At 72.5% G+C, this 22,782-nt stretch carries 22 protein-coding genes and 1 riboswitch; of the genes, 11 read left to right on the forward strand and 11 right to left on the reverse strand.

Annotated features, from left to right (window positions below):
- Positions 1–3: 3 nt before the first annotated feature.
- The 9 genes from cobC to ABH940_RS10525 form a co-directional block, all read right to left on the reverse strand.
- On the reverse strand, positions 4–1,080 hold the full coding sequence (gene cobC / locus ABH940_RS10485) for an Rv2231c family pyridoxal phosphate-dependent protein CobC (RefSeq protein ID WP_370105104.1): 1,077 nt from the start codon (positions 1,078–1,080) through the stop codon (positions 4–6).
- Positions 1,070–2,002, reverse strand: a complete 933-nt coding sequence (locus tag ABH940_RS10490; protein ID WP_370105105.1) for a sirohydrochlorin chelatase — start codon at positions 2,000–2,002, stop codon at positions 1,070–1,072. The genes cobC and ABH940_RS10490 overlap by 11 nt, the downstream gene beginning before the upstream one ends.
- The gene (locus ABH940_RS10495; RefSeq protein ID WP_370071522.1) at positions 1,999–2,634 is read right to left on the reverse strand and encodes a precorrin-8X methylmutase; all 636 of its coding nucleotides are present in this window, start codon (positions 2,632–2,634) and stop codon (positions 1,999–2,001) included. The genes ABH940_RS10490 and ABH940_RS10495 overlap by 4 nt, the downstream gene beginning before the upstream one ends.
- Before the next feature lie 65 nt (positions 2,635–2,699).
- Positions 2,700–4,436, reverse strand: a complete 1,737-nt coding sequence (gene cobJ, locus ABH940_RS10500; RefSeq protein ID WP_370071521.1) for a precorrin-3B C(17)-methyltransferase — start codon at positions 4,434–4,436, stop codon at positions 2,700–2,702.
- Positions 4,433–5,740, reverse strand: coding sequence for a precorrin-6y C5,15-methyltransferase (decarboxylating) subunit CbiE (cbiE, locus tag ABH940_RS10505; protein WP_370071520.1), 1,308 nt, complete (start codon positions 5,738–5,740; stop codon positions 4,433–4,435). Before cbiE ends, cobJ begins: the two co-directional genes overlap by 4 nt.
- The gene (cobM, locus tag ABH940_RS10510; protein ID WP_370071519.1) at positions 5,737–6,603 is read right to left on the reverse strand and encodes a precorrin-4 C(11)-methyltransferase; all 867 of its coding nucleotides are present in this window, start codon (positions 6,601–6,603) and stop codon (positions 5,737–5,739) included. Before cobM ends, cbiE begins: the two co-directional genes overlap by 4 nt.
- Positions 6,600–7,367, reverse strand: a complete 768-nt coding sequence (cobI, locus tag ABH940_RS10515; RefSeq protein WP_370071518.1) for a precorrin-2 C(20)-methyltransferase — start codon at positions 7,365–7,367, stop codon at positions 6,600–6,602. Before cobI ends, cobM begins: the two co-directional genes overlap by 4 nt.
- 29 nt (positions 7,368–7,396) lie before the next feature.
- A riboswitch (cobalamin riboswitch) is annotated at positions 7,397–7,521 on the reverse strand.
- 106 nt (positions 7,522–7,627) lie between these two features.
- Positions 7,628–8,851 carry an FAD-dependent oxidoreductase gene (locus tag ABH940_RS10520; RefSeq protein ID WP_370105106.1) on the reverse strand — a complete coding sequence of 408 codons (1,224 nt, stop codon included), beginning with the start codon at positions 8,849–8,851 and terminating at the stop codon, positions 7,628–7,630.
- Positions 8,852–8,979: 128 nt separating this feature from the next.
- On the reverse strand, positions 8,980–10,200 hold the full coding sequence (locus ABH940_RS10525; protein ID WP_370105107.1) for an ATP-grasp domain-containing protein: 1,221 nt from the start codon (positions 10,198–10,200) through the stop codon (positions 8,980–8,982).
- A gap of 561 nt (positions 10,201–10,761) precedes the next feature.
- On the opposite strand from ABH940_RS10525, the gene ABH940_RS10530 reads away from it, so the two are divergent.
- From ABH940_RS10530 to ABH940_RS10560, 7 genes are read left to right on the forward strand one after another with little or no spacing between them, the layout of a single operon-like run.
- A complete protein-coding gene (locus ABH940_RS10530; protein ID WP_370105108.1) occupies positions 10,762–11,562 on the forward strand; it encodes a glycosyltransferase family 2 protein in 801 nt (266 codons plus the stop codon).
- A complete protein-coding gene (locus tag ABH940_RS10535; protein WP_370105109.1) occupies positions 11,555–12,484 on the forward strand; it encodes a hypothetical protein in 930 nt (309 codons plus the stop codon). The genes ABH940_RS10530 and ABH940_RS10535 overlap by 8 nt, the downstream gene beginning before the upstream one ends.
- Positions 12,481–12,990: a hypothetical protein gene (locus ABH940_RS10540; RefSeq protein ID WP_370105110.1), complete on the forward strand. Its 510-nt coding sequence runs from the start codon at positions 12,481–12,483 to the stop codon at positions 12,988–12,990. Before ABH940_RS10535 ends, ABH940_RS10540 begins: the two co-directional genes overlap by 4 nt.
- Positions 12,987–14,036 carry a glycosyltransferase family 2 protein gene (locus tag ABH940_RS10545; RefSeq protein ID WP_370071512.1) on the forward strand — a complete coding sequence of 350 codons (1,050 nt, stop codon included), beginning with the start codon at positions 12,987–12,989 and terminating at the stop codon, positions 14,034–14,036. The genes ABH940_RS10540 and ABH940_RS10545 overlap by 4 nt, the downstream gene beginning before the upstream one ends.
- The gene (locus ABH940_RS10550) at positions 14,033–14,881 is read left to right on the forward strand and encodes a polysaccharide deacetylase family protein (protein WP_370071511.1); all 849 of its coding nucleotides are present in this window, start codon (positions 14,033–14,035) and stop codon (positions 14,879–14,881) included. The genes ABH940_RS10545 and ABH940_RS10550 overlap by 4 nt, the downstream gene beginning before the upstream one ends.
- Positions 14,878–16,290: a lipopolysaccharide biosynthesis protein gene (locus ABH940_RS10555; protein WP_370105111.1), complete on the forward strand. Its 1,413-nt coding sequence runs from the start codon at positions 14,878–14,880 to the stop codon at positions 16,288–16,290. The genes ABH940_RS10550 and ABH940_RS10555 overlap by 4 nt, the downstream gene beginning before the upstream one ends.
- Complete coding sequence (locus tag ABH940_RS10560) at positions 16,287–18,362, forward strand: hypothetical protein (protein WP_370105112.1); 2,076 nt, start codon at positions 16,287–16,289, stop codon at positions 18,360–18,362. Before ABH940_RS10555 ends, ABH940_RS10560 begins: the two co-directional genes overlap by 4 nt.
- A gap of 15 nt (positions 18,363–18,377) precedes the next feature.
- Here ABH940_RS10560 and ABH940_RS10565 read toward each other — a convergent pair whose 3' ends face one another.
- Both ABH940_RS10565 and ABH940_RS10570 read right to left on the reverse strand, forming a co-directional pair.
- Positions 18,378–19,670 carry a xylan 1,4-beta-xylosidase gene (locus tag ABH940_RS10565; protein WP_370105113.1) on the reverse strand — a complete coding sequence of 431 codons (1,293 nt, stop codon included), beginning with the start codon at positions 19,668–19,670 and terminating at the stop codon, positions 18,378–18,380.
- 97 nt (positions 19,671–19,767) lie between these two features.
- Complete coding sequence (locus ABH940_RS10570) at positions 19,768–20,181, reverse strand: YchJ family protein (protein WP_370071507.1); 414 nt, start codon at positions 20,179–20,181, stop codon at positions 19,768–19,770.
- 136 nt (positions 20,182–20,317) lie between these two features.
- Here ABH940_RS10570 and ABH940_RS10575 point away from each other — a divergent pair, with 136 nt between their 5' ends.
- The 4 genes from ABH940_RS10575 to ABH940_RS10590 all read left to right on the forward strand — a co-directional run bounded on the left by ABH940_RS10575 (position 20,318) and on the right by ABH940_RS10590 (position 22,572).
- Positions 20,318–20,512, forward strand: coding sequence for a hypothetical protein (locus ABH940_RS10575; RefSeq protein ID WP_370071506.1), 195 nt, complete (start codon positions 20,318–20,320; stop codon positions 20,510–20,512).
- Positions 20,496–21,008, forward strand: coding sequence for a DUF6879 family protein (locus tag ABH940_RS10580; RefSeq protein ID WP_370105114.1), 513 nt, complete (start codon positions 20,496–20,498; stop codon positions 21,006–21,008). The genes ABH940_RS10575 and ABH940_RS10580 overlap by 17 nt, the downstream gene beginning before the upstream one ends.
- Positions 21,005–21,856: a helix-turn-helix domain-containing protein gene (locus ABH940_RS10585; RefSeq protein WP_370071504.1), complete on the forward strand. Its 852-nt coding sequence runs from the start codon at positions 21,005–21,007 to the stop codon at positions 21,854–21,856. The genes ABH940_RS10580 and ABH940_RS10585 overlap by 4 nt, the downstream gene beginning before the upstream one ends.
- 335 nt (positions 21,857–22,191) lie before the next feature.
- The gene (locus ABH940_RS10590) at positions 22,192–22,572 is read left to right on the forward strand and encodes a DUF397 domain-containing protein (RefSeq protein WP_370105115.1); all 381 of its coding nucleotides are present in this window, start codon (positions 22,192–22,194) and stop codon (positions 22,570–22,572) included.
- The last annotated feature ends 210 nt before the right edge of the window (positions 22,573–22,782 follow it).

A 22,782-nucleotide genomic window follows, 5' to 3' on the forward strand; every position in this document is an offset into this window, starting at 1 on the left:
CTGTCAGGCGGCCAACACCCGCGCCAACGCGGCGCAGAAGGCGTCCGTGGTGGCGCGGTCGCGCACCGCGATGCGCAGCCAGTCCGGCCCGAGGCCGGGAAAGCTGTCGCCGCGTCGAACGGCGAACCCGGCCGCACGCAGCCGCAGTCGGACCTCGTCCGCACCGGGCAGTTCGACCAGCAGGAAGGACGCCTCTGGAGTGCCGTGCACCCGGATGCCCGGGAGTTCGGCGAGGCGGGCCAGCAGGTGGTCGCGGTCGGCGGCGGTCGCCTTGGCGGCGGCGTCGGCCTCGACGAGTGCGGCGGGGGAGCTGCACGCGATCGCCGCGGCCAGCGCGGGCGAGGAGACCGGCCAGAGCGGCTGTGCAGCGGCGAGTGTGGCGATCAACTCCGGTTCCGCCAGCACATAGCCGATCCGCAGCCCGGCCAGACCCCAGGTCTTGGTCAGGCTGCGCAGCACGACCAGGCCCGGCACGTCCGACCGCCCGGCGAGGCTCTCGGTCTCGCCGGGGACGGTGTCGGCGAAGGCCTCGTCCACGACCAGGACGCGGCCGGGCCGGGCCAGTTGGGCCAGCGTGGTGGCCGGATGCAGCACGGAGGTGGGGTTGGTGGGGTTGCCGACCACGACCAGATCGGCTTCGGAGGGGAACGCCGAAGGGTCGAGTCGGAACCCCGCCTCCTTGCGCAGCAGCAGCCTTTCCACCGGGTGACCGGCGTCGCGCAGCGCGGCCTCGGGCTCGGTGAACTGCGGATGCACCACGACCGCGCGGCGCGGCCGGAGCGCGCGTGCGAGCAGCACGAACGCCTCCGCCGCGCCCGACGTCAGCAGCACCTCCTCGGGCGGTCGGCCGTGCCGGGCCGCGACGGCGGCACGTGCGGTGCTGCCGTCCGGGTAGGCGGCGAGCCCGTCGAGGCTGTCGGCCAGGACCCGCCGAAGCCAGGTGGGCGGCGTTCCGGTCCGGACGTTGACCGCGAGGTCGACCAGCCCGCCGCCGACCTCACGGTCGCCGTGGTGGCGCAGATCCGGCTCGGCGGAGGCAGGTTGAGCGGTCGGTCGAGCCGCGCCGGGGTCAGTGGGCATGCGTGTGCGGCCCGTGGGCGTGGTCGTGATGGTGGTGCCCGTGGTCGTCGCCGTGCCCGTGGTCGTGGCCCGGGTCGTCCGGGTGGTGGTGCGGGCGCTGCGGTGCGCCGACCTTGGACTCGAAGCCGGGCATGGCGATGCGGTAGACACAGGTGTCGCAGTTCATCCGCAGGTCGCCCGCGAGCGTCTCGCGGTAGCGCTCCAGCACCAGCTCGGCCAACTCCTCGGTGGCGCCCAGCACATCGGCCCGGCGCACCTCGACGTCCGGGTGGGCCTCGGCCCAGCTGCGGGCCTGCTCGGCGACGCGGTCCGGCAGGATGCCGGTGAAGAGGAAGTACGGCAGCACCACGACCCGCTTGGCGCCGAGCTGCTGACAGCGCGTCAGGCCCGTTGCCACGTCCGGGGCGGCCAGCGAGACGAAGGCCGGCTCGACCCCGGCCAGGCCCCGCCCCTCCCAGAACAGCCGTGCCACCTTGACGACTTCGGCGTTGGCGTCGGGATCGGTCGAGCCGCGGCCGACCAGCAGCACCATGGTGTCGGCGCGCTCCTCCGGACGCAGCACCTCGTCCAACCGCCGCTCCAGGACGGTCAGCAGCGACGGGTGCGGGCCGAGCGGGCGGCCGTACTTGAAGCTGGTGCCTGCATGGCGCTCGCGTTCGCGGACCAGCGCGGCCGGGATGTCGCCCTTGGCGTGCCCGGCCGAGACCAGCACCAGCGGCACGGCGGCGAAGCGCCGTGCGCCCTGCTCGACCAGCTCGGCGACGGCGTCGGCCAGCGGCGGCGGGGAGAGCTCGATGAACCCGCCGCCGACGGGCGTGTCCGGCAGCCGGTCCTTGAGCGAGTCGACGAAGGCGCGGAAGGCCTCGGCTCCGGCGTCGTCGCGGGTTCCGTGGCCGACCAGGAGAAGCGCGGGGGCAGTCACAGGGACTCCTTCGGGGATGGTGCAGGAGCGACGTCGTCGCAGGCGGACTCGTAGAGGTCGGGGTAGAGAAGGGCGTTGGCGGCGGCTGCCGCGACGGCGGAGCCGCCCTTCTCGGAGACGTTGCTGACGGCGGGCAGCCCCGACTCGCGCAGGGCGGCCTTGGACTCGGCCGCGCCGACGAAGCCGACCGGCAGGCCGATCACCAGCGCGGGGCGGGCGTCGAGTCGCAGCAACTCCTCCAGCGCGGTCGGCGCGCAGCCGATCACCCAGACCGCGCCGTGGCCGACCTCCTCCAGCGCCAGGCGGATCGCGGCGGCGGAGCGGGTGAGCCCGGTCGCCGGATCGCCTTTGGCGTCCCGGACATGGCAGAGCGCGCGCCGCGCGGTGATCCCGGCGGCGACCATCTCCACGTCCGCGACCAGCGGCGCGCCGGCCGCCAGGGCGTCGGCGGCGGAGCGCAGCACGCTCTCGTCGGCGATCACCAGGTCGTCCAGGTAGGCGAGATCGGCGCTGGAGTGCACGACACGCTCCGCGACCGCGCGGGTCAGCGGCGGCAGGTGCGAGGTGTCGGCGCGGGCGCGCAGCCTGCGGTACGACTCCTGCTCGATGGGGTGGACCTGACGGCGAGTCATGGAAGCGGCACCTCCGAGGTGTTGCGGCTGTGGAGCGACCAGGGTTCCCGGTTCAGGGGCGACGCTCACCCCTGCCACCGGTAGCCGCGCGGGGTGACGAACCGTCCGGCGATCTGCCGGGAGGCGGTGTTGCCGACCGTGACCACGGTGAACATGTCGACGTCCGCCGGGTCCAGCGCCGCCAGGGTGGTGACGGAGTGCCACTCGTCGGGACGGGAAACGGATCGGGCGATGCCGACCGGCGTCGTGGCCGCCTCACGGTGCTCACTGAGAATCGCCAGCGCCTTGGGCAACTGCCAGTCCCGGGCGCGGCTGCGCGGGTTGTAGAAGGTGACGACCAGGTCCGCCTCGGCCGCTGCGCGGACCCGGCGCTCGATGACCTCCCACGGCGTGTGCAGGTCGGAGAGGCTGATCGAGACGTGGTCGTGGCCCAGTGGCGCGCCCAGCAGTGCGGCGGCGGCCAGCGCGGCGGTCACGCCGGGCACGCCGACCACGTCGATGTCGTCGCCCGCCTCGGCCAGCGCCGGGGAGGCCATGGCGTAGACGCCCGCGTCGCCGCTGCCGATCAGCGCCACGGCCAGGCCCTGCTGGGCCAGGCGGACGGCGCTGCGGGCGCGCTCCTCCTCCGCGCCGAGGCCGGTGGCCTCGATCCGCACGCCGGGGCGGAGCAGGTCGCGGATCTGGTCGACGTACTGGTCCAGGCCGACGATCACCGAGGCGCGCCGCAGTTCGGCGCGGGCCCGGTCGGTGACCAGGTCGCGGGCACCGGGGCCGAGGCCCACGATCGCCAGCCGACCACGGACGGGCTTGCGGGCGACCGCGACCGTCGCCATCGCGGCCCGGCCCTCCGGCGCGGACTTCCGCTTGGGGACCAGGAGTTCGTCCGCCCCCGCCGCGATCAGCGCCGCCGCCTCGGCCACGCTCGGCGTGCCCACGGCCCTCAGCGGTGCGGTCGACGGGTTCGGCACGTCGACGGCCGCGAGCGCGTCGGCCTCGAAGATCTCGACCGGGACGCCGAACTCCTGAGCAGCCGTCAGCAGTCCTGGCTCGTCGGCCTTTGCGGTGACGGTGGCCAGGCAGGCGATCGAGCGCTCGCTGAGCCCGGCCTCCGCGAGCGTCTCGCGGATCAGCGTCAGGATCTCCTCGGCGGGTGCGTCCTTGCTGGCGCCGACGCCCACGACCAGGCTCGGCGTGTGCAGCTGGACGGTCGCGGAAGCGGCACCGTCGGCCGGGAGTTCGTCGCCGACCACGATGGCCGGGGCGCTCGCGGGCGCGTCGGCCGAGACCTCTGCCGAGACGTTGGCCGGGAAGGCGGGCAGCGGGTGGCGCTCCGCCCCGACCAGGCGGACCGGCTCGCCGTCCAGCAGCGCGCGGCTGACGGCGGCGACGTCGCCGGTGACCGGCAGGCCGAGCGTGTCCAGGCCCGCCAGACCGGTGGCGTCGGTCGCCGTGGTGACCACGGGCTGGGCGTCCAGCGCGTCGGCGACCCGGGCCGCGAGCGCGTTCGCGCCGCCCTCGTGGCCGCCGATCAGCGCGACGGCGAAGCGGCGGGCCTCGTCGACGCAGACCACGCCGGGGTCGGTGTGCTTGTCCGAGCCCTCGGCCGCGAGCAGCGGTGCGAGCAGGCGGACGGTCGCCCCGGTGGCGAGGAAGCAGACCAGTTGCTCGCACTCGCCGAACGCGGTGCGCAGTGCCTCGCCGACGGGCGCGTCGTAGACCCGGCAGGTGTCGGGCCCCAGGGCGTCGGCGAGTTGGACGGCGGCCCGGCGGCCTGCGGCGGTGGCGGCGATCAGGCCGATCACGACGGTGCTCCTGTGGGGTTGGCGGTGGACGGTTCGGTCAGGGGAGGGCGTCGGCCCCAGAGGACGAAGACGGGGTTGGTCGCCGCGAGCCGGACCGAGTCGCCGGGCAGCGGCGCTAGCCGGTTGGCCTGCAACTGCACGCCGTCGCAGCGGAATCCGGCGTCGAGCAGGGCGCGGCGGGCCTCGGGCACCCGGTCCAGTGCGGCCAGGGTGACCACGACGGTCCGCCGGGCCCGTGTGCAGGCGGCGGCGACGATCGCCGGCAGGTCGGCCCCACCGCCACCGACGAAGACGGCGTCCGGCTCGGGCAGGTCCGCGAGCGCGGCGGGCGCGCTGCCGTGGACCACCGCGACCGCGTGGTCGACGCCGTGCGCACGGGCGTTGGCGCGGACGCGCTGCACGCCGTCCGCGTCGCGCTCGACCGCGACGACGGCCGCGCCGAGACGGGCGCACTCGACGGTGACCGAGCCGCTGCCCGCGCCGATGTCCCAGACCAGCTCACCGAGCCGCGGGCCCAGCCGGGCCAGCGCGAAGGCGCGGACCTCCGCCTTGGTCAGCATCGCGTCGCGGTGCTCGAACGCGTCCTCCGCCAGCGCCCAACCACCGTGCGGCGGACCGGAGTACCCGGCCACGCTGCGCATCGCGGGACCTACGGGCGTTGTGTCGGCCAGGCAGAGCACGAGGTTGACGGTGGGCCAGTCGCGGGACGCGGCCTCGGCCGGGGTGACCGTCACCAGGCTCTCGTCCGGCCCGCCGAGATCGGCGGCGACGACCATCCGACGCTGCCAGCCGTCTGCTGGTCCGGACGAGGGGATCGCGGCGAGCGCCGCACCCAGCTCGGCCGGGCCCGCGCCCGGGGCGGTGAGCACGGCGACCTTGCGCTGTGCACGGCAGACGGCGAAGGCCGGGTGCGGATCGCGTCCGTGCGCGCTGACCACGATGGCGTCGTCCCACGGCACACCGAGGCGCGCGAAGGCGCGCGCGACGCTGCTCACGCCGGGGTGCACGTTGAGCGCGCCCGGCCCGAAGCGCTCGGCGAGCGCCCGGACGATGCCGAAGAAGCCGGGGTCGCCGGAGGCCAGCACCAGGACATCGGCGTCCGGGGCGCGTTCGACCAGCGCGGCGACGGCGTCGAGCGCGGGCGCGAGCGGCCCGAGGGGGAGCGCCCGATCAGCCGGTACCTGCGCCGCGTCTAGGTGCCGCCGCGCGCCGAGGACGAGCGCGGCACGCGCCAAAAGTGCCTGGTGCGGGCCGTTCGAAAGCGGGGCGGAGGAGCCGTGCTCCTCGCCGAGAACGGTGATCACGGCAGATCAGCGACGCGGTCGACGGTGACGTCGACCTCGACGTTCGCCCCGGCCGCGCGCAGCGTCCGGCGCGCGCCGCGCTCCGCCTTCCGGAAGGTGTGGAAGTGCCCCGGGTGGTAGAGGTGCGAACGGGTGCCCTCGGCGCCGAGCGCCGGGCCGACCAGGAACAGCGTGTGCTTCCAGAGCTTGTGCTCCTTGACCGTCGCCTCCAGCGTGGCGACGGTGCACTGCAGCAGCAACTCCTCGGGCCAGGTGGCCTGGTAGGCCACCACGACCGGGGTCTTTGGGGCGTAGCCGCCTTCGACGAGCTCCTCGACCAGCTGCTTGGTGCGGGCGGCGGAGAGGAAGATCGCCATGGTGGTCCCGTGGCGCGCGAACTCGCGGACCTCCTCGCCCGGCGGCATCGGCGTCTTGCCGCCGCCCAGCCGGGTCAGGATCACGCTCTGCGCGACCTCGGGGATGGTCAACTCCCGCTGCGCCAGGGCCGCCACGGCGGAGAAGGAGGAGACGCCGGGCACGATCTCGGTCTCCAGGCCCAGCGCGCGGCAGCGGTCCAGCTGCTCCTGCACCGCGCCCCAGAGCGACGGGTCGCCGGAGTGGATCCGGGCCACCCGGCCGCCCTCGCGGGCGGTGCGCTCGTAGACGGCGAGCACGTCCTCCATCGGGATCAGCGAGGAGTCGAGGATCTCGGCGTCCGGACGCGCGTGCTCCAGCACCTCGGCCTGGACCAGGCTGGCGGCCCAGATCACCACGTCCGCCTCGGCGATGGCGCGCGCGGCGCGGAAGGTGAGCAGGTCGGCGGCGCCGGGACCGGCGCCCACGAACGTCACCTTGCCAGTGCTTCCGTTTGCGTGCGTCGTCACAGCTTTCCCCCTCGGCCCTCGCGCCGCGCCGGGGCGATCAGCGTCGACAGATACGGCACTTCTCCGGTCAGCGGCGAGCCGGCCGGGTGCAGTTGCTCGTCCGGCAGGCCGAGCGACGCACCCCAGACGGTGTCGGCGTCGCGCCCGGACTCGGCCAGCGCGGCGGCGACCTGACGCGCGAAGCGGCCGAACTTGTAGGCGACCACGGTGCCCGGACCGGCCAGCGCGTCCTTGAGCACGTCCGCGCCCGCGGTCACCGGAACCAGCGTCAGCGGCTCGGTGCCCTCGGCCAACACGGTGCCGCTCCGGGCGGCGAGGTCCTGCATGGCGGTGATGCCCGGCACGGTCTCGACCGTCAGGCCGGGGACCAGCTCGCGCAGCGTGTGGGCGAGGTAGGTGAAGGTGGAGTACACGTTCGGGTCACCGATCGTCGCGAACGCGACGGTCACCCCGGTGTCCTCGTCCCCGTCCTCGCCTGCGCGGAGCAACTCGGCGACGCGGGCACCGGCGGCGTCCCAGGCGGCCTCGCGGCGGGCCCGGTCCTCGCGCTCGTTGAGGGCGAAGACGACCCGCACCACCTTGGCGGCGTCCGCGTGGTGCAGCACGGTGGCCTCGGCCCGACCGGTCTCGCCGCTGTCCATGACCGGCACGACGACGACGTCGGCTTCGCGCAGTACGCGCACCGCCTTGACGGTGACCAGCTCCGGATCACCCGGTCCCATACCCACGCCGACCAGGCGTGGGCCAGACGCGCGTACGCGCACGGCAGCAGTCCTCACTCGGGGTCCGCGCCCCGGCTCGTGGTAACGGCGGCCAGAGTTCCTGGCTCACGGGGCTTCATACCCCCGCTGACAGTGGCGGGACCGCGCCGGATTCGCACCGGACTTCCTCGTCATTGCCGCCGTGTTCAGTTCTTCAGGTCTTTTCAGGCCTCGAAATCCCACCATGCTGCGCGTATGGCAGTCAACCGGACCTGCTGTGGCCTGGCCCACGCTGGGATCGAGCCCCTGACGCTGTCCCGGAACTACGCCAACCGCGCCCGCACCGCCTCCGCGATCCGCGTCGAGGCGAAGTCCGTACCGCAGACGAAGCGCATGAACGGGCCGAAGCTCGCCGCCGCCGGGAGCCCGGTGAACCAGAGGCCGGGCACCGACGCGGCCATCCCGGCGTCCAGTTCGGGGAAGCCGCCGACCCGGGCGATCCGGCCGCGCAGCTCGGGGGCGAGGAAGGGGACGGCGGACAGGTCCACCCGGTAGCCGGTGGCGGACAGCACGTGGTCGGCGGTGTGCTCGCGGGTCGCGCGGCTGTCGCGGTCCTCCGTGATCAGCACCACCTTGTCGCCCTCGCGCCGGATGCCGCGCAGCGACTGGCCGGTGTGGACGGGGAAGACGCCGTCCGCGCGGGCCCGCAGCCACCAGGCCCCGCTCGGCCCGAGCACCCTCTTGACCAGCTGCAGCCGCGCCTGCACGGGCAGGGCGCGGAAGGACTGCGGGTACCGGGCCATGGTCCAGAGCGACCAGGCCGCGCCCATCGGGGACTCCGGCTGCCACCTGAGGCCGTACGCGGGTGCCGCGCCGAACCGCACGTGCGGCGTGCGGGCCACCAACTCGACCTGCGCACCTGCCTCGTGGAGCAGGGCGGCACCCTCCAGCGCCGACTGTCCGGCGCCGACCACGATGACGGACCGTCCGGCAAGCGCGGCCATGTCGCGGTGCTGCGAGGTGTGCGAGAGGGGGCCGTCCGGCGACGGGCCGTCGGCCCCCAGGACGGTCCGCAGCATGCCCGGGATGTGTGCGAAGCCGGTCAGTCCGCTGGCGACCACGACCGCCGCCGCGTCGAAGGCCTCCCCTCCGTCCAGCTCCAGCCGGAAGCCACCACCGATGTTCTGACGGACGCTCCGTACGTTCTCGCGCTCGAGGAAGGGCACGGCCTGCTGCTGGAACCACTGCCCGTAGCGGACGAAGAGGTCGACCGGGACCCGGTCGTGTCCGCTCGGGGCCGTCCCCCCGTTGGTCCGGCAGTAGTCGTCGAGACGGTACCCGGCCGTCGGCGCGGAGATGTTGGAGGCGTCGGGAGTGGACTTGAGGTTCATCCCGACCGGCATGGTGTCGCGCCAGCTGTACATCGGGTCGCCGAAGGCGCGCACCGCAAGACCGGTCGCGCGCAGGTGGGCGGCGACCGACAGCCCGTAGGGACCTGCGCCGATCACTGCGACGGTCCGGGAACTACCGGAGGAGAACTGGGACATGGAGCTGCTCCTTTTCGGTGCACGGCTTTTGGACGGACGGCCGCTGCGCGGTTGGCTCGGCGCGATCGGCTCGGGGCGTGCCACGACAGCCGCACCGCCACGGGCGTGTCGGGTCGTGTCGGGTCGGTTCAGCGCTGTCGGAAGCCGCTGGCGGCCAGGTACTTGAGGCCGGGCGCCACTGAACGGGCCAGCATCGCCGGGAAGGGCAGCGGGTCGTCGGGCGCCCACCACCCCAGTTCTCGCTCGGTCCACCGGGCGCGCGGCGGCAGGGAGGGAGTGCGGTAGTCGGAGCGGCGGTAGGCGAGCCGGGCCAGCAGGTCGATGTTCTCCACCACGATCCGGCGGCCCTGGATCTGTTCCGCGCGGGGAATCTCCCGTCCGGTCAGGTGGAGATGGAGTGCCCGGACGAGATCCACCCGTGCCTCCGTCTCGAAAAGCCGGAACTGTGCTCCGATGCGGGGATTGAAATCCAGGAGTTTGTACCGTCCGTCGCGCCGGTCGAACCGCCAGTCGAGATCGCAGACGCCGGCGAATCCGATCTCCTTGCAGAAATCCGCGGACAACTGTGCGAGTTCTTCATTGGGCGTGGTGACCGCCATCGCCGTCATTCCCGCGTGCGGCGGCCAGGAGCGCGCTTTCACGGCGGTGAACAGAACACGGGCATCCTCGGCGGTGCTGGTGTGCATGTGTACGATCCAGTCCTCCGCGTCGGCCCGCGGCAGGTACTCCTGCAGCACGACGCCAGGCTGTTCACCCCAACGCTCGGCGAGGGCGAGCAGCGCGTCCACGTCGTCGATCCGTGTGGTGCCGGGGACCGCCGGACGCGAGCGCCGGGTGAACGGGTCGCGGTTCTTGGCCACCAGCGGGAAGACCGCTGTCTCGGCGAACGCGAGCAGGTCGGCCCGGGTCTCCGGGAACGCCGCGCGGGCCGTGCTGACGCCGTGACGCAGGCAGAGGTCGTGCAGCCCCTGCTTGCTGGCGAGCGCGGCGACCAGGCCGTCCGGCGTGCGTGGGAACAGGAACCGGTCGGCGAGCTCCCGCTGCCGCTCGGCGACCAGGACCGCGGCCTCCTCGTCCGTCGGGATCAGCAGCGCGGGGCGTCCGATCCGCTCCCCGACGCGCAACAGGCCGGCCAGGAGCCGGTCCGGCGGCTCGGTCCCGGTGGTGCGCCAGACGTGTGCGCGGCGCGTGTACCGGGAGACGGCGGCCGGGGTGAGCCGGTCCTCCGTGACCGCGTGCACTGGTACGCCGAGCCGGCCGAGCGAGCGGATCGCGCCAACTCCACCGTGATGCAGCGGATAATGACCGAATTTCAGCACGAGCGCGGGCGTGCGGGTATCCGGCGCCAAAGGCCGATGTGCCACAAGTCCCCCCCGGGATACGGCGGCGACGCCATTTCTGGCGCTGACCGAATCGCAAGGTACCCCGCAGCTCGACTGGTCCACAAGGGACTTCGGACGACCTGTGGGGGCGCACAACGGCGCACGCGACGAAGCGGTCTGCTTCTTGTGACGGACGAGTGCGGATGTGACGCGTGAGCAACGATCGAATGCATGACGCATTGTTCTGTTCCGCTCAGGTCACGAAAGTTATGCGCGGGTGAGCATCGATTGTCGCGTATCGCTATCGCGGAGCCTTCGGCCCGGATACCTTGCTTGAGGCGGCGTGGGGGAGCCGCTTCACCGGGCCCAGGGGGAATGGCCCTTCTTTTTCGCGCACCGTCACGACGCCGTGCTGCGTCGTGAGGGGGGACCTGTGGGGGGACCGAGGTGCAACCCATCGACATTGCAAGCGAAACGGCCGGAACTGTCCGTGCTTCAGCGCGGACGCCGGTCGGGGAATCCGCCAGGGACGCCGCGAAGGACATCGCGGGCCTCCGGGCTGGCCGCAGCCGCGGCTCGGTCAGCCTGGTGGTCCCGGCACGAAACGAGGCAGCCAACATCAGCTGGGTGCTCGGGCGGATCCCCGACTGCGTCGACGAGGTGATCCTCGTCGACGGCGAGTCCAGTGACGACACCGCAGGACGGGCGCTCGCCATCCTGCCGTCGCTGCGGGTGGTGCCGCAGTCGGGTCCGGGCAAGGGCAACGCGCTGCGTACCGGATTCCTCAACGCCAAGGGCGACTTCATCGTCATGATCGACGCCGACGGCTCCATGTCGCCGCGCGAGATCCCGCGCTACGTGCACTTCCTGGAGCACGGCTACGACGTGGTCAAGGGATCCCGGTTCACCGGGGGCGGCGGTTCGCTCGACATCACCGCGCTGCGCCGGTGCGGCAACCGGGCGCTGCTGGCCCTCACCAACCTGCTCTACCAGGCCTCGCTGACGGACCTCTGCTACGGCTTCGTCGGCTTCCGGCGTGAGGCTCTGGAGAGGCTGGACCTGCGCTCCTCCGGCTTCGAGATCGAGACGGAGATGGTCTGCCGCGCCCTGCTCGAAGGGCTGCGGGTGGCCGAGGTGCCGACGCTCGAACTCCCGCGCCGCACCGGGCAGTCCAACCTGCGGACGTTCCGCGACGGCCACCGGGTGCTGCGCACGCTGCTGCGCGAGCGCACGGCCGGCACCGGCCGGACCGGAGCCGCCGGCGTGGTGCAGCGTGCCGAAACGGATCCGCAGCCGGTTTCCAAGGCCACGCCGGTGACCTCCGCGGTGGCCTCCGCGGTGACTTCCGCGGTGGCCGCCCCCGTCGCGCCGGGGGCGGGTCATGCCTGACCGCTGGCCGGGTGCCGACGGCACCGCGTCGGCGCTGGCCCGTAGCGTCGTCCAGGCCGCCGAACGCGCCGACGCCGAGGCGGCGTTCGTCGCCGCCTCGGCGCTCGCCCAGTTGACGGCCGATCGGCTCCAGGGCGCACCGCGTCTCCTGCCGGTGCCCGCGCGAGCCGCGTTGCCGGTGCGGGCGGGCGTCCGTGCCGTGCGCTTCGGCCACGAGCGGCTGGCCCGGGGAGCCGTGCTGCTGCGCGGACGTCTTGGACTGGAGCAGTGGCACGTGACCATCAGGGACCTGGCCAACGTGCTGGCCGAGGCGGTCCTGGTCGAGCCGGAGCAGGAGCGGGAGGCGGCGCTGGCCGGGCTGAAGGGCGCGCTGGAGCCACTGCGCGCCGGGGTGCCGAGCGCCGCCTTGCGCTGGCTGCGCGGTCTGCGCGCCGAACCGCCGCGCTGGCTCGCCCCCTCGGCGGAGGCCGGGAGCGGAGGCGGCCTGCGTCCGGCCGACTGCGCCGCGCTGGCCGGACGCTTCGCCCAGCAGCACCCCGACCGCGACCGGGTGCTGCTGGTCCTCGGCGTCCGTCCGGAGGGCTCCTACCTGGCCCCCCTGATAGCCGCCGCGCTGACCGACCTCGACTTCCGGCACGTCGTCTGCCGCACCGTCCGCCCCGAGGGACCGCTGTTGCCCGAGGAGCCGCAGCTCGCGGAGAGCGTGCGGCGGATCGGCGGCGTCGCGCTGCTCTGCGACGGGCCGCCGCAGACCGGCGCGGCACTGGGTCGGGTCGCGGCCCGGCTGGTGGCCTGCGGCTTTGCCACGGAACGGGTGCTGCCGGTCTATCCGGCCGCGTCCCGGTCGGACGCCGCGCCGCCGATCACCGCGCTGCGGCCGTACCCGTCCGTGGTGCTCTCCGCCGAGGAGTGGCAGCGGTGACGGACAACCACACGCAACCCGACCGGACGCGACCCGACGGCACGCGTCCCGACCGCCCGCGACCTGACCGCGCGCAATCAGAGATCGGGCGGCACGCGGCACGCGCGCTGGCCGTGGCCGTGTGGGCCCTGCTGGGGTTGGCGGCGACGGCCACGGTGCTCTCCTCGATCGGTCTGCACGCCCAGCCCGTCGCGGCGTTGACGCTGCTCCTTCTGCTGGCCGGTCCAGGCTCAGCGCTGGCCTGGGCACTGCCGGGACAGGAACTGCCGCTGCGCCTGCTGATCGGCGTCTTCGGCGGGCTGGCCGCCGACGCCGTGATCGCCCAGGCGATGCTGACGCTGCGGCTCTGGTCGCCGTCCGGGGGAGCACTGGCCGCGCTGGCACTGACCCTCGTCCTGCTCGCGCTGAGGCCTCTCGGCGCGCTGGGCACCCGCCGGGGGAGCGCGCAACCGACCGCGCGTCCGTCGGCCCGCACGACCGATCCCAGGGGGAGCGCCGCACCATGACGGCATCCGACGAAGCCGGAATTCTCGATCCACGCACATCGATTGACGCACCGGTTGACGCACCGCTGGGCGCACCGACTCGCGAACGCGCCGTCGTCACCGCCTCGGTGGTGATCTGTGTCTACACCGAGCAACGCTGGCCGCAGCTCTGCGCGGCGATCGACTCGGCGTGCGCGCAGCAGCCCGTGCCACCGGTGGACGTCCTGGTGGTGGTGGACCACAACGAGGCGTTGCTGGCCCGCCTGCGGGCCAGGCACCAGGACGATCCGCTGGTCCGGGTCCTGCCCAACGCCCACGGCAAGGGGCTCTCCGGCGGCCGCAACACCGGGGCCGAGGCGGCCCTTGGCGAGGTGGTGGCCTTTCTGGACGACGACGCCTCCGCCGAGCCGGACTGGCTGTCCGTACTGACCACCGGATATGACGATCAGTCAGTGATGGGCGTCGGCGGCCGCACCCTGCCCGTCTGGGCCTCAGGACGCCGACCCGGCTGGTATCCGGAGGAGTTCGACTGGGTGCACGGCGCGAGCTACCGCGGCATGCCGGTCGGTCGGGCACGGGTGCGCAACGTCCTCGGCGGCAACGCCTCGTTCCGCCGCTCGGCCTTCGCCGTGACCGGCGGGTTCCCGTCCGGGATCGGGCGCGGCGCCGGCACCACGGGCGCAGCGGCGGGCGGCGGCGAGGAGACGGAGCTCTGCATCCGGATCCAGCAGGCCCGCCCGGACGCCTCCTTCCGATACGACGACCGGGCCGTGATCCACCATCATGTCCCGTCCGAACGCGAGCGGTTCCGCTATCTGTGCCGCCGGTGCTGGGCGGAGGGCCTGTCCAAGGCCCAGGTCACCGCGCAGGTCGGTGCGACCGACGGGCTCGCGACCGAGCGCGCCTACGTGCGGCGGGTGCTGCCCGCAGGCATCGCCAGGGGCCTGCGGGATGTACTGCGCGGGCAGCCGGACGGCCTCGGGCGCGCCGGCGCGATCACCGCCGGACTGCTGATCACGGCCTGCGGCTACGCCGCCGGGCTGCGCGCGAGGAGGCACGCGTCGTGAACCACCCGAACCGGTCCGAGCTGTCGGACCCCGCGAGACCGGCGCAGGAGCGTGTGCCTGTGCTGATGTACCACTCGGTCCGCGCCGACCCGCCCGCCGGGACGGCCGCACTCTCCGTCCACCCCGACGCCTTCGCCGCCCAGTTGGACGCGCTCGCCGAACTCGGCCTGACGCCGGTCCCCTTCAGTGCGCTGCTCGCCCGATGGCGCGGCGGCGCGCCGCTGCCGGACCGGCCGGTGGTGCTGACCTTCGACGACGGATACGCGGACTTCCACAGCGAGGTGCTGCCGAGGCTGGTGCACCGCGGGCTCCCGGCGACGCTCTTCGCCACCACCGGTTGGCTCGCCGACGCCGGACGCGACCGGGCCGGCGTGCGGCCGGACGACACCTTGACGTGGTCGCAGCTGGCCGAGATCGAGTCGGCCGGGATCGAGGTCGGCGGCCACAGCCACAGCCACGCCGCGCTCGACGCCGTCGACCGCGCGACCATGCGCGACGAACTGGTCCGCTGCCGCGACCTGTTGGAGGACCGGCTGGGCCGTCCGGAGCGCGTCTTCGGCTACCCGTTCGGCTACTCGGACGCGTGCGTCCGCGCGGCCGTCCGCGCAGCCGGATGGACGGGCGCGAGCGTGGTGGCCAACACGCTCGCGTGCCGCTCGCAAGGCCCTTATCAGCTCACCCGATTGACGATCCGTCGGAGAACGACCGACACGGCCTTCCGGCAGTTGGTGCAGGGGTGCTCGGTGACCCTCCACTTCCTGGGCGACCACGCCCTGACCAAGGGCTACGCCGTGGTCCGCCGCACCCGCACGCTCGCGCGGACCCGGGGGCGGAGCCTGCGGTGACTGCGACCTCCCCGCACGACGCGGTCACGCAGCCCGAACCCGAGCCCGAGCCCCGGCCCGATCGGCGGTCGGACCCGGAGCCGGCACGCTCCGACGCGCGTGCACCGCTGTTCCGCAACGGCTACGCGCTGATGGTGAACACCGTCATCTCCGGTGGCCTGGGCCTCGTCTACTGGTGGCTGGCCGCCGTCTACTACAGCAAGGCCGACATGGGGCAGGGCTCGGCGGCGATCGCCGCCATGAAGTTCCTGTCCAGCCTCACCGCGCTCGGGTTCACCGGCGCCCTGGCCCGCTTCGTCCCGGTCGCCGGCCGTGCCACCGGACGGCTGCTGCGCCGCGCGTACGGGGTCAACGCGCTGGCCTCATCGGCGATCACGGTGGTCTTCCTGGCCGCGCTGCCGCTCTGGGGCTCCCACTACGCCTTCCTCAGCGGCTGGCAGCGGTCCGCCGGGTTCCTGCTGGCGGTGCTCGCCTGGTCCTGGCTGACGTTGCAGGACGGCGTGCTGATCGGACTGCGGTCCGCCGTCTGGGTGCCGGTCGGGAACCTGTCCTTCTCGGTGGGCAAGGCGGTACTGCTGGTCCTGCTGGCCGGGGCGATCCCGGCCACCGGCGTCTTCGTCTCCTGGGTCGCCGCGATCGCGCTCTCCGTGCTGCCGCTCGGCTGGTTGATCCTACGGCGACTGATTCCACGTCAAGTCGCGGCTGCCGACGGCGACCTGCTGCCGCCGACGGAGAGGCAGATCGGCCGGTTCCTGGCCGGTGACTACACCGGCTCGGTCTTCAACCTGGTCGTCACCTACTTCGTCCCGGTCCTGGTCGCGGCCAAGGTCAGCTCCGACCAGAACGCCGTCTACTACATCATCAACACCATCGGCGGCACGCTGGACCTGCTCGCGGTGAACATGGCCGCCTCCCTGACCGTCGAGTCCTCGCGTCAGCCGTCCCAGCTCGGTGCCAACACCCGCGGCGCGCTGGCCCGGATGGCCTGCGTCACGCTGCCCTGCTTCGCCCTGCTCGGGCTGCTGGCGGGCCCGATCCTCGACGTCTTCGGGTCCGGCTACGCCGCCGCGGGCGCGCCGCTGCTGCGCTGGCTGGCGGCGGCGGGCTTCCTCCGGGTGCTGATCGAACTCTACTTCGGGACGCTGCGGGCCCGCAGCCGCACCCGTGAGGTCGCACTGTTCCAGGGGCTGCTCTGCACCCTGGTGCTCAGCCTCTCGCTGCTGCTGATGCCGCGGATGGGCATCGCGGGTGTCGGCCTGGCCGTGCTGATCAGCCAGGGCGCCGTCGCAATCTGCGCACTGCCCGGCCTGCTCCGCGTGCTGCGCGACAGGCCGGGTGTCGGAGCTCAGGCCGCAACGCATGTCGTACCGCAAGCCGCAACGGAGGCCGCAACGGAGGACGCCACGTGACCGCACCGCCCGTCGTCCTTGACGACCCGACCGGAGCGACGCCGCGACCCGAGCCCGGGGGGTCGCGGCGCTCGCGTCCGGCCACGGCCGTGCTCTGGACCACATCGGCCCTGGCCCTCGGCGTCTTCTTGGCGTCGATGGCCACCGTCACCGGCGCCGCGCTCGACCGGATGGACGGCCTGGGCCTGGTCTCCGCGCTGCCCCCGGCCGCCCTGGCGTCGGCGTGCGGGCTCGGCGTGCTCTACTTCCTCGGCCTCAACGCAGCCGTGGCCCGTCCCCGGCTGCAGCTCTTCCTGCTGCTGGCCACGGTGCTGGCGCTGCACGGCGCGGCGGCGCTGGTGGAGCCGCTGCCGCGGTTCCCGACGGCCTGGCAGCACCTCGGCTTCGTGGACTACATCGAGCGGACCGGTCACACCCTCCCGCTCTGGGACGCGCGGTTCAGCTGGCCCGGCTTCTTCGGGTTGGCCGCGCTGCTGTTCCGCTCCGGCGGGATCGGCAACCCGCTGCCGGTGCTGCAGTGGAGCCAGGTCGGCTCGCAACTGCTGTGCCTGACGGCGCTAGCCGTGGTGCTGCGGGCTCTCGACCTGCCGCGGCGGACACGGTGGTGCGCGCTCTGGTTCTTCTCGGTCGGCTCCTGGATCGGCCAGGACTACTTCTCGCCGCAGGCCTACACCTACGCGCTCTACCTGTGCTTCCTGGCCGTCCTGTTGACCGTCTTCCGGGGGCGCTCGGGAAGCGAACGGAGTGTCTGCGGCAGATCGGGCCTCGAACGCGGGCTGCTGCTGGGCCTGTTGCTGCTGCTCTTCACCGCGGCGCTGGTCTCGCACCAGCTCACGCCGTTCGTGATGATCGCCGCCGTCGGACTGCTGCGGCTGCTGAGGCGGACCACGCTCAGCCTCTGGTTCGCCGTGCTGCTGGGCGCGTTGGCGCTGGGGTGGATCAGCCTGGCGGCGGAGGGCTTCTGGTCGGGCCACCTGGACACCATCTTCGGCGGGCTCGGACACCTCGGCTCCAACGTCAGCAGCGGCGTTGCCGGACGGGTCAAGGGCGATCCGGCCCACCAGGCGGTGCTGGAGCTGCGGGTGCTGCTCAGCGCCGCCTGGTTCGGGCTGGGGGTGCTGGGCTGGTGGCGCAGGCGTCGCGCGGGCTACGCCCCGGACAGCGCCGACCGGGGCGACCGGGTGCTGCTGGTGCTCGCTTTGATGCCGTTCTTCACCCTCGGCATGCAGAGTTACGGCGGCGAGATCGCGCTGCGGGTCTTCCTCTTCGCGCTGCCGGGCGTGGCTCCGCTCGCGGCCTGCTTCTTCTACCCGCGCGAGCATCCGGGACGCGAGCGGCCGGGGCGGAGCATCTCCGTGCTGGTCACGGCCTGGGCGGCGATCGCGGTGGCCGCCTTCGGCATCGCCCGGTACGGCAACGAGCCGTTCGAGCGGGTGACGCCGGGCGAGGTGGCCGCCCTCGGCTGGGTCTACCAGCACGCCACGCCGAGCGCCCGCGTGCTCTACCTTGGCCCCGTCGGCGCCCCGACGACCACGCCGGACATCCCGTGGAACCAGCGCGGCATGGACACCATCGACTACGTCGGCACGACCGCGCCGTCCGACCCGGCCGACGTCGGGTCGTTCGAGACCGCGCTGCGCAGCGCCGGGCCGCAGAGCTACCTCATCGTGACGCAGACCGAGGGCGCGGATCTCGCCGCCAACGACGGCTATGCGCCCGACTGGTACGCCCGCGCCCGCGCCGCTCTGGACGCGGATCCGCACCTGGTCGCGGTCGTGCGGGCTCCGGATGCCGCCCTCTACCGCCTCTCGGCGCCCCCACCGGGCAAGGCCGCCACCGACATCGGGATCGGCCCCATCGGCCCGGTGGTTCACTGGTCGGGCTGGACGCTGACGGAGGCGGTGCTGCTGGCCGTACTGGTGCCGTTCCTGCTCCGGCGGGAGGTGGTCGCGCTGCGGGCGGGCGCGAGCCGGATGACGCGGGGCCGGGGCTGGGCCTTCGCTCTCAGCGCGGGCCTGCTGGTGGCGGGTTTCCTGTCCGCCGTCGTCGAGCGATTTCTGACGGTGCGTTAGTTTGCGGGGTTGTTCTCAGCGGGAGAACCAGAGGACCTGGTAGGGCCCCAAGGTCCGCGTCCGGCCGCTCAGCACGACGCTGACCGGCCGGTCGGCCGTGTTCACGGCGACGCCCTCGGCGGGCTGCGCCAGGGCCAGGACGTCCGGGCCGCCGGTGGCGAGCGGGACCGCCCGCGTGCCCGGCGGGAACCAACGGGCGAAGCCCTGGAGCAGCGTCAGCGGCGGCAGCGCCTGACCCGACTGGTCCCAGAGGCAGCCGGGACAGGGACCGGTGGGCGTTTCCGGGTTCCAGTAGAAGGCAGCCGCCACGCCGCCCTGGGCCAGCGCCGTCATCCCGGCGGCGAGGACCGCGTCGCGGTGCGGCTCGGTCCAGCCGGAGTCCGGCGGCTCGACGTACCACTCCGACCACCACACGGGCAGCGGCGTCAGCGAGTGGATCCAGCGGGTGACGGCGCTGAACTTCGCCGTCGCCGCGAACGCGTCCACCCCCGAGCCGCCGTCCTTGGGCAGGGAGGAACCGTCGACGACGACGAAGTCCGCCCCGGCCTCGTGCGCGAGCCAGTACCGGAACGCGTCCACCGCCCGCTGGTCGACCGTCCCCCACGGGCCGGAGACCGTCGAGGGACGGGCGGTCGTCCCGGTCGGGTAGCTGTCGACAGGCAGGTAGGGGCCGCCGACCAGGATGTCCGGCCGGACCGCCTTGAGCGCGCGGTAGACGTCGTTGTAGAGGGCCGTGTAGGAGGCCGCGTCCCACTCACCGGTGGTGTTGTCGAAGAAGCCCTTGAACTCGTTCCACACCAGGAAGTCGTGGACCTGCGGGTAGCGGCGGGCCACGGTCGCGGCCAGTGCGGCGAAGTCGGCGAAGTGGGCGGGGGACGGGGCGGTCTCCAACTGGTTCCAGTCGGTCCGACCCGGTTGGCCGCCCTTCATCCAGTCGGGTGCGCAGCACAACGTGATGACCGGCCGCCCGCCGCTGCCGGTGATCAGCGCGATCCGGGCGTCCAGGCGGCTGAAGTCGTACACGCCGGGGGAGGGCTCGGGGTTGTCCGCGCCCCAGCCCATCAGCGCCTGGTCCTGCGCCAGCGGCACGGCGCCCACCTCCCGCCGCACGGCGGCCGCGGCGGACGCGTCGCTGTCGTCGGCGCTGTACTGGGTATGGGTGAAGCCCCAACCCGGCGTCAGATCGGAGGTGTCTGGCGGCCAGGCCGGGTGGCCCCCGCCGGTGCCGGAGTTCAGCAGGGCGACCAGGCAGCCCAGCGTCAGCGCCACGGCCAGCACAGCGGCCCAGTGGCGCGGACGCGGCCGCATCGCCCCCCGGCACGGTCCGAGTAGACCCCCCACGTGACCCATGAAAGCACGTCAGGACCGGTGATCGGGGGCGCTTGGGCGGGTGTACAGGAGACGTTCAGTCGCGGATGTCGCCGTCCACGTAGACCCACGCGCCGCCCTCGCGCCGGAACCGGCTCTTCTCGTGCATCGAGCCGGCGGCGCGGCCCTCGCGGTAGTGGGCGCGGAACTCGACCGTCCCCTCGGAGTGGAACGGCCCGCCCTCTGTCGTGCCCAGGATCTCCAGCCGCTCCCACCGCAGTCCCGGATCGAAGTCGACCCGTCCGGGCCGCGTCTCCGCCGCCCAACTGCGCAGCAGGTACGCGGCGTCCTGCTTCGCGAAGGCGGCGAAGCGCGACCGCATCAACTGCTCGGCCGTGGCCGCCTGCGCGCTGCCCGCATGCAGCGGGCCACAGCACTCGGCGTACGGGCGGGGCCCACCACAGGGGCAGGCGGAGAACGACTTCCGGGACTTGCTGCTCATGCGGGCCATTCTCCCGCGTTCCGGGCCCCATTCCGCACAGAGCCGGAGTAGCGCGGGTCTATGCGGGAACGTGAATGGGCCTTGCTGGGGTGGGCGGCGTGTCCGTAGCGTCCTATGCACGTCACCGCATAACGGAGGAGGCACCGTGCAGCTTGTGAGGATCGCCGGCGGAGACCCGGAGTGCTGTAACGACGACTGCCCGACCATCTATACGACGGATGAGCCCGGCATGATCGCGGTGCAGGGCGACATCGTGGAGCACAGGACCCCGGAGGGTGAGGCTGTCGTCAGCATCCCCGAGAGCGTGCTCAGGGAGGCGGTCCGTGCACTTGGCTGGTGACGCCTGGAGGACGTACTTCGATGCGTTCGAGCGGGAGGCGTTCCGGCTGGAAACGCGGAACGCGTACGCGATGCCGGACGAAGACGAAGAGTTCATGGCGTTTCTGGAGACAGGTGGACTGCACATCCCGGACGACGACCCGTGGCTCACCCGGATTCGGGCTTTTCGGGCGTCCGGCCGGTGGATCGGCCGCGTGCATGTCCTCACTCGGCCCTTGACGGACTACCTCCGCTACGAGTTCGCGGCCTACGTGCACAACGTGGCCGCCGGCGAAGAAGTCCGGATTCTCGATCTCACCGACCAGCCGAACCCTGGCCTACCTGATCAGGACTTCTGGTTGTTCGATGACCAGAACGTGGTAGAGATGCGTTACCGGTCGGACGGATCGCAGATCAGCCGGGATCTGCTCGACGCACCCGACCTTGATCAGTACCGGAAGTGGCGGGACCTTGCCCTCTCGCTGTCGGTTCCGTTCATGGAGTACAGCGCAGATTGACCCTCGACCCCAGCAAGGCCGGAGAGCAACGCCGGGACCTGGCCGCAGCGCTCAGGGATCTTCGACGTGCCTCCGGCCTTTCTGGTGAACGGTTGGCTGTCCGTTGCGGCATGAGTCAGTCCAAGGTGTCCCGATTGGAGAACGGGCGCACTCTGCCGACCGTGGTGGACGTTCAACAGATCCTCAATGCCCTGGGCGTAGACGACGAGTTGGGCCGAGAACTGTTGGCCCTCGCCCGAGTTGCGAACGCCGAGTACGAGGACGTGCGGTCCTCGGTACGCAGAGGGCTGGACGTACGGCAGCGTGAGTTGGCGTCTCTCGAGGCTGGGGCGCAGCACATCCGTTATTTCCTCCCAGCGATGATCACGGGACTTCTCCAGACCCCGGACTACATGCGCACGGCGATGAGTCCACCGATCGATCCGGTGGACGGCGACGTGAACACGGCAGTCGCCCTCAAGTTGCAACGCCAAGCCGTTCTCCTCAACGGCTCGAAGCGGTTCGACTTTCTCCTGACCGAATCTGCTGTCCGGTGGCGGCTGTGTGATCCCTTGGTCATGGCGATGCAACTGGACCGGCTGCTCTCCGTCTCTCTGCTGCCCAATGTGAACGTTGCCGTGCTGCCCTTGTCCGCTCAGGTAGCGGATGCTCCGTTCCACACGTTCACCGTCTACGGGGCGAAGCTGGTGACAGTGGAACTGTTCACGGGCCGACTGGCTCTGAGGGACCCGAAGGATGTCGAGCACTACCGGGAGCTGTTCGACTTCTTCGCCGGCGAGGCTGCGCAGGAGGACGATGCGCGGACCTTGCTGCGAGCGTGGTCCGAGGACTTTCGGCGGGACCGCTGAATGCTTCTATGCAGGCACTTGAATGATCATGGATTCTCGCAGTCGCAGCCCCCTACCGTCGTGACGAAACCACGAATCGGTGCACCTGGGGTGACGGATGAGCGCGTCTGTGTGGGCTCTGCAAGCGGAAGGGAATCCGGGCAGCTCCGCCCGTTGCGAAGAGTGCAGCCGGCTGCGGCAGGCTCGCCTGTCGGCGGCGGTCCTGCGGGACATCGCATGGATGAGGCGTGCGGCCGAGGAGCAACGTCGACACCGCACATCAGCTCACGGGCTGGTCTTCATCGCAGACTGCGAGCACTCCAGGTCGCCGATCGACGACACAGAGGAGACAGATCATGATGGGCACACTGACGAACAGCAGGACAACGATCCCGTGGAACAACCCCAACGCGCCGGAGGGTGTGCGCTGGATCAAGGCGTACGACACCGACCTTGACCCCATCGTCAAGGACTCCGTCATCGTCACGGAGCTACCCGACGCTGACGGCAAGCGCATGGTCGGCGTCTCGGACGACAAGGACGAGAAGGCCCCCGTGCTGGCCTTCTCGCGAGTTGAGTTCACCATCTTCGTAGAGGGCGTGCGGTCCGGCCAGTTCGACCAGTTCCGTGCCACGGACGAGGATATGACGACGGCTGGGAAGGCCCCTACGCGTGTCGGCTCCGGACGGCTTGCGCCCAGGGCCGGCAGATCTCGTGTGGGCCGACCCGGAGGGTAGCGTCATACGTCTGTGCGGCACGCGTCTGCCCGGAGAGGACCCGGCCGGGTTCATCATTCGTGAGCACGACCCGTACCCCGAACACGTCACGCAATCCCCAACGGGATTGCGTGCCAGTGCCAGGTCGGTCCAGCAGTGGGTCTCCCTGTTCGTTGACTGACACGCAGATCTACGTCGGGTCGAGTTAGGGAGTTCGCGCTTGTCGGCACC

Origin of the sequence: Streptacidiphilus sp. BW17 (assembly GCF_041262485.1) — a bacterium.
In the GTDB taxonomy this organism is placed as follows: domain Bacteria; phylum Actinomycetota; class Actinomycetes; order Streptomycetales; family Streptomycetaceae; genus Streptacidiphilus.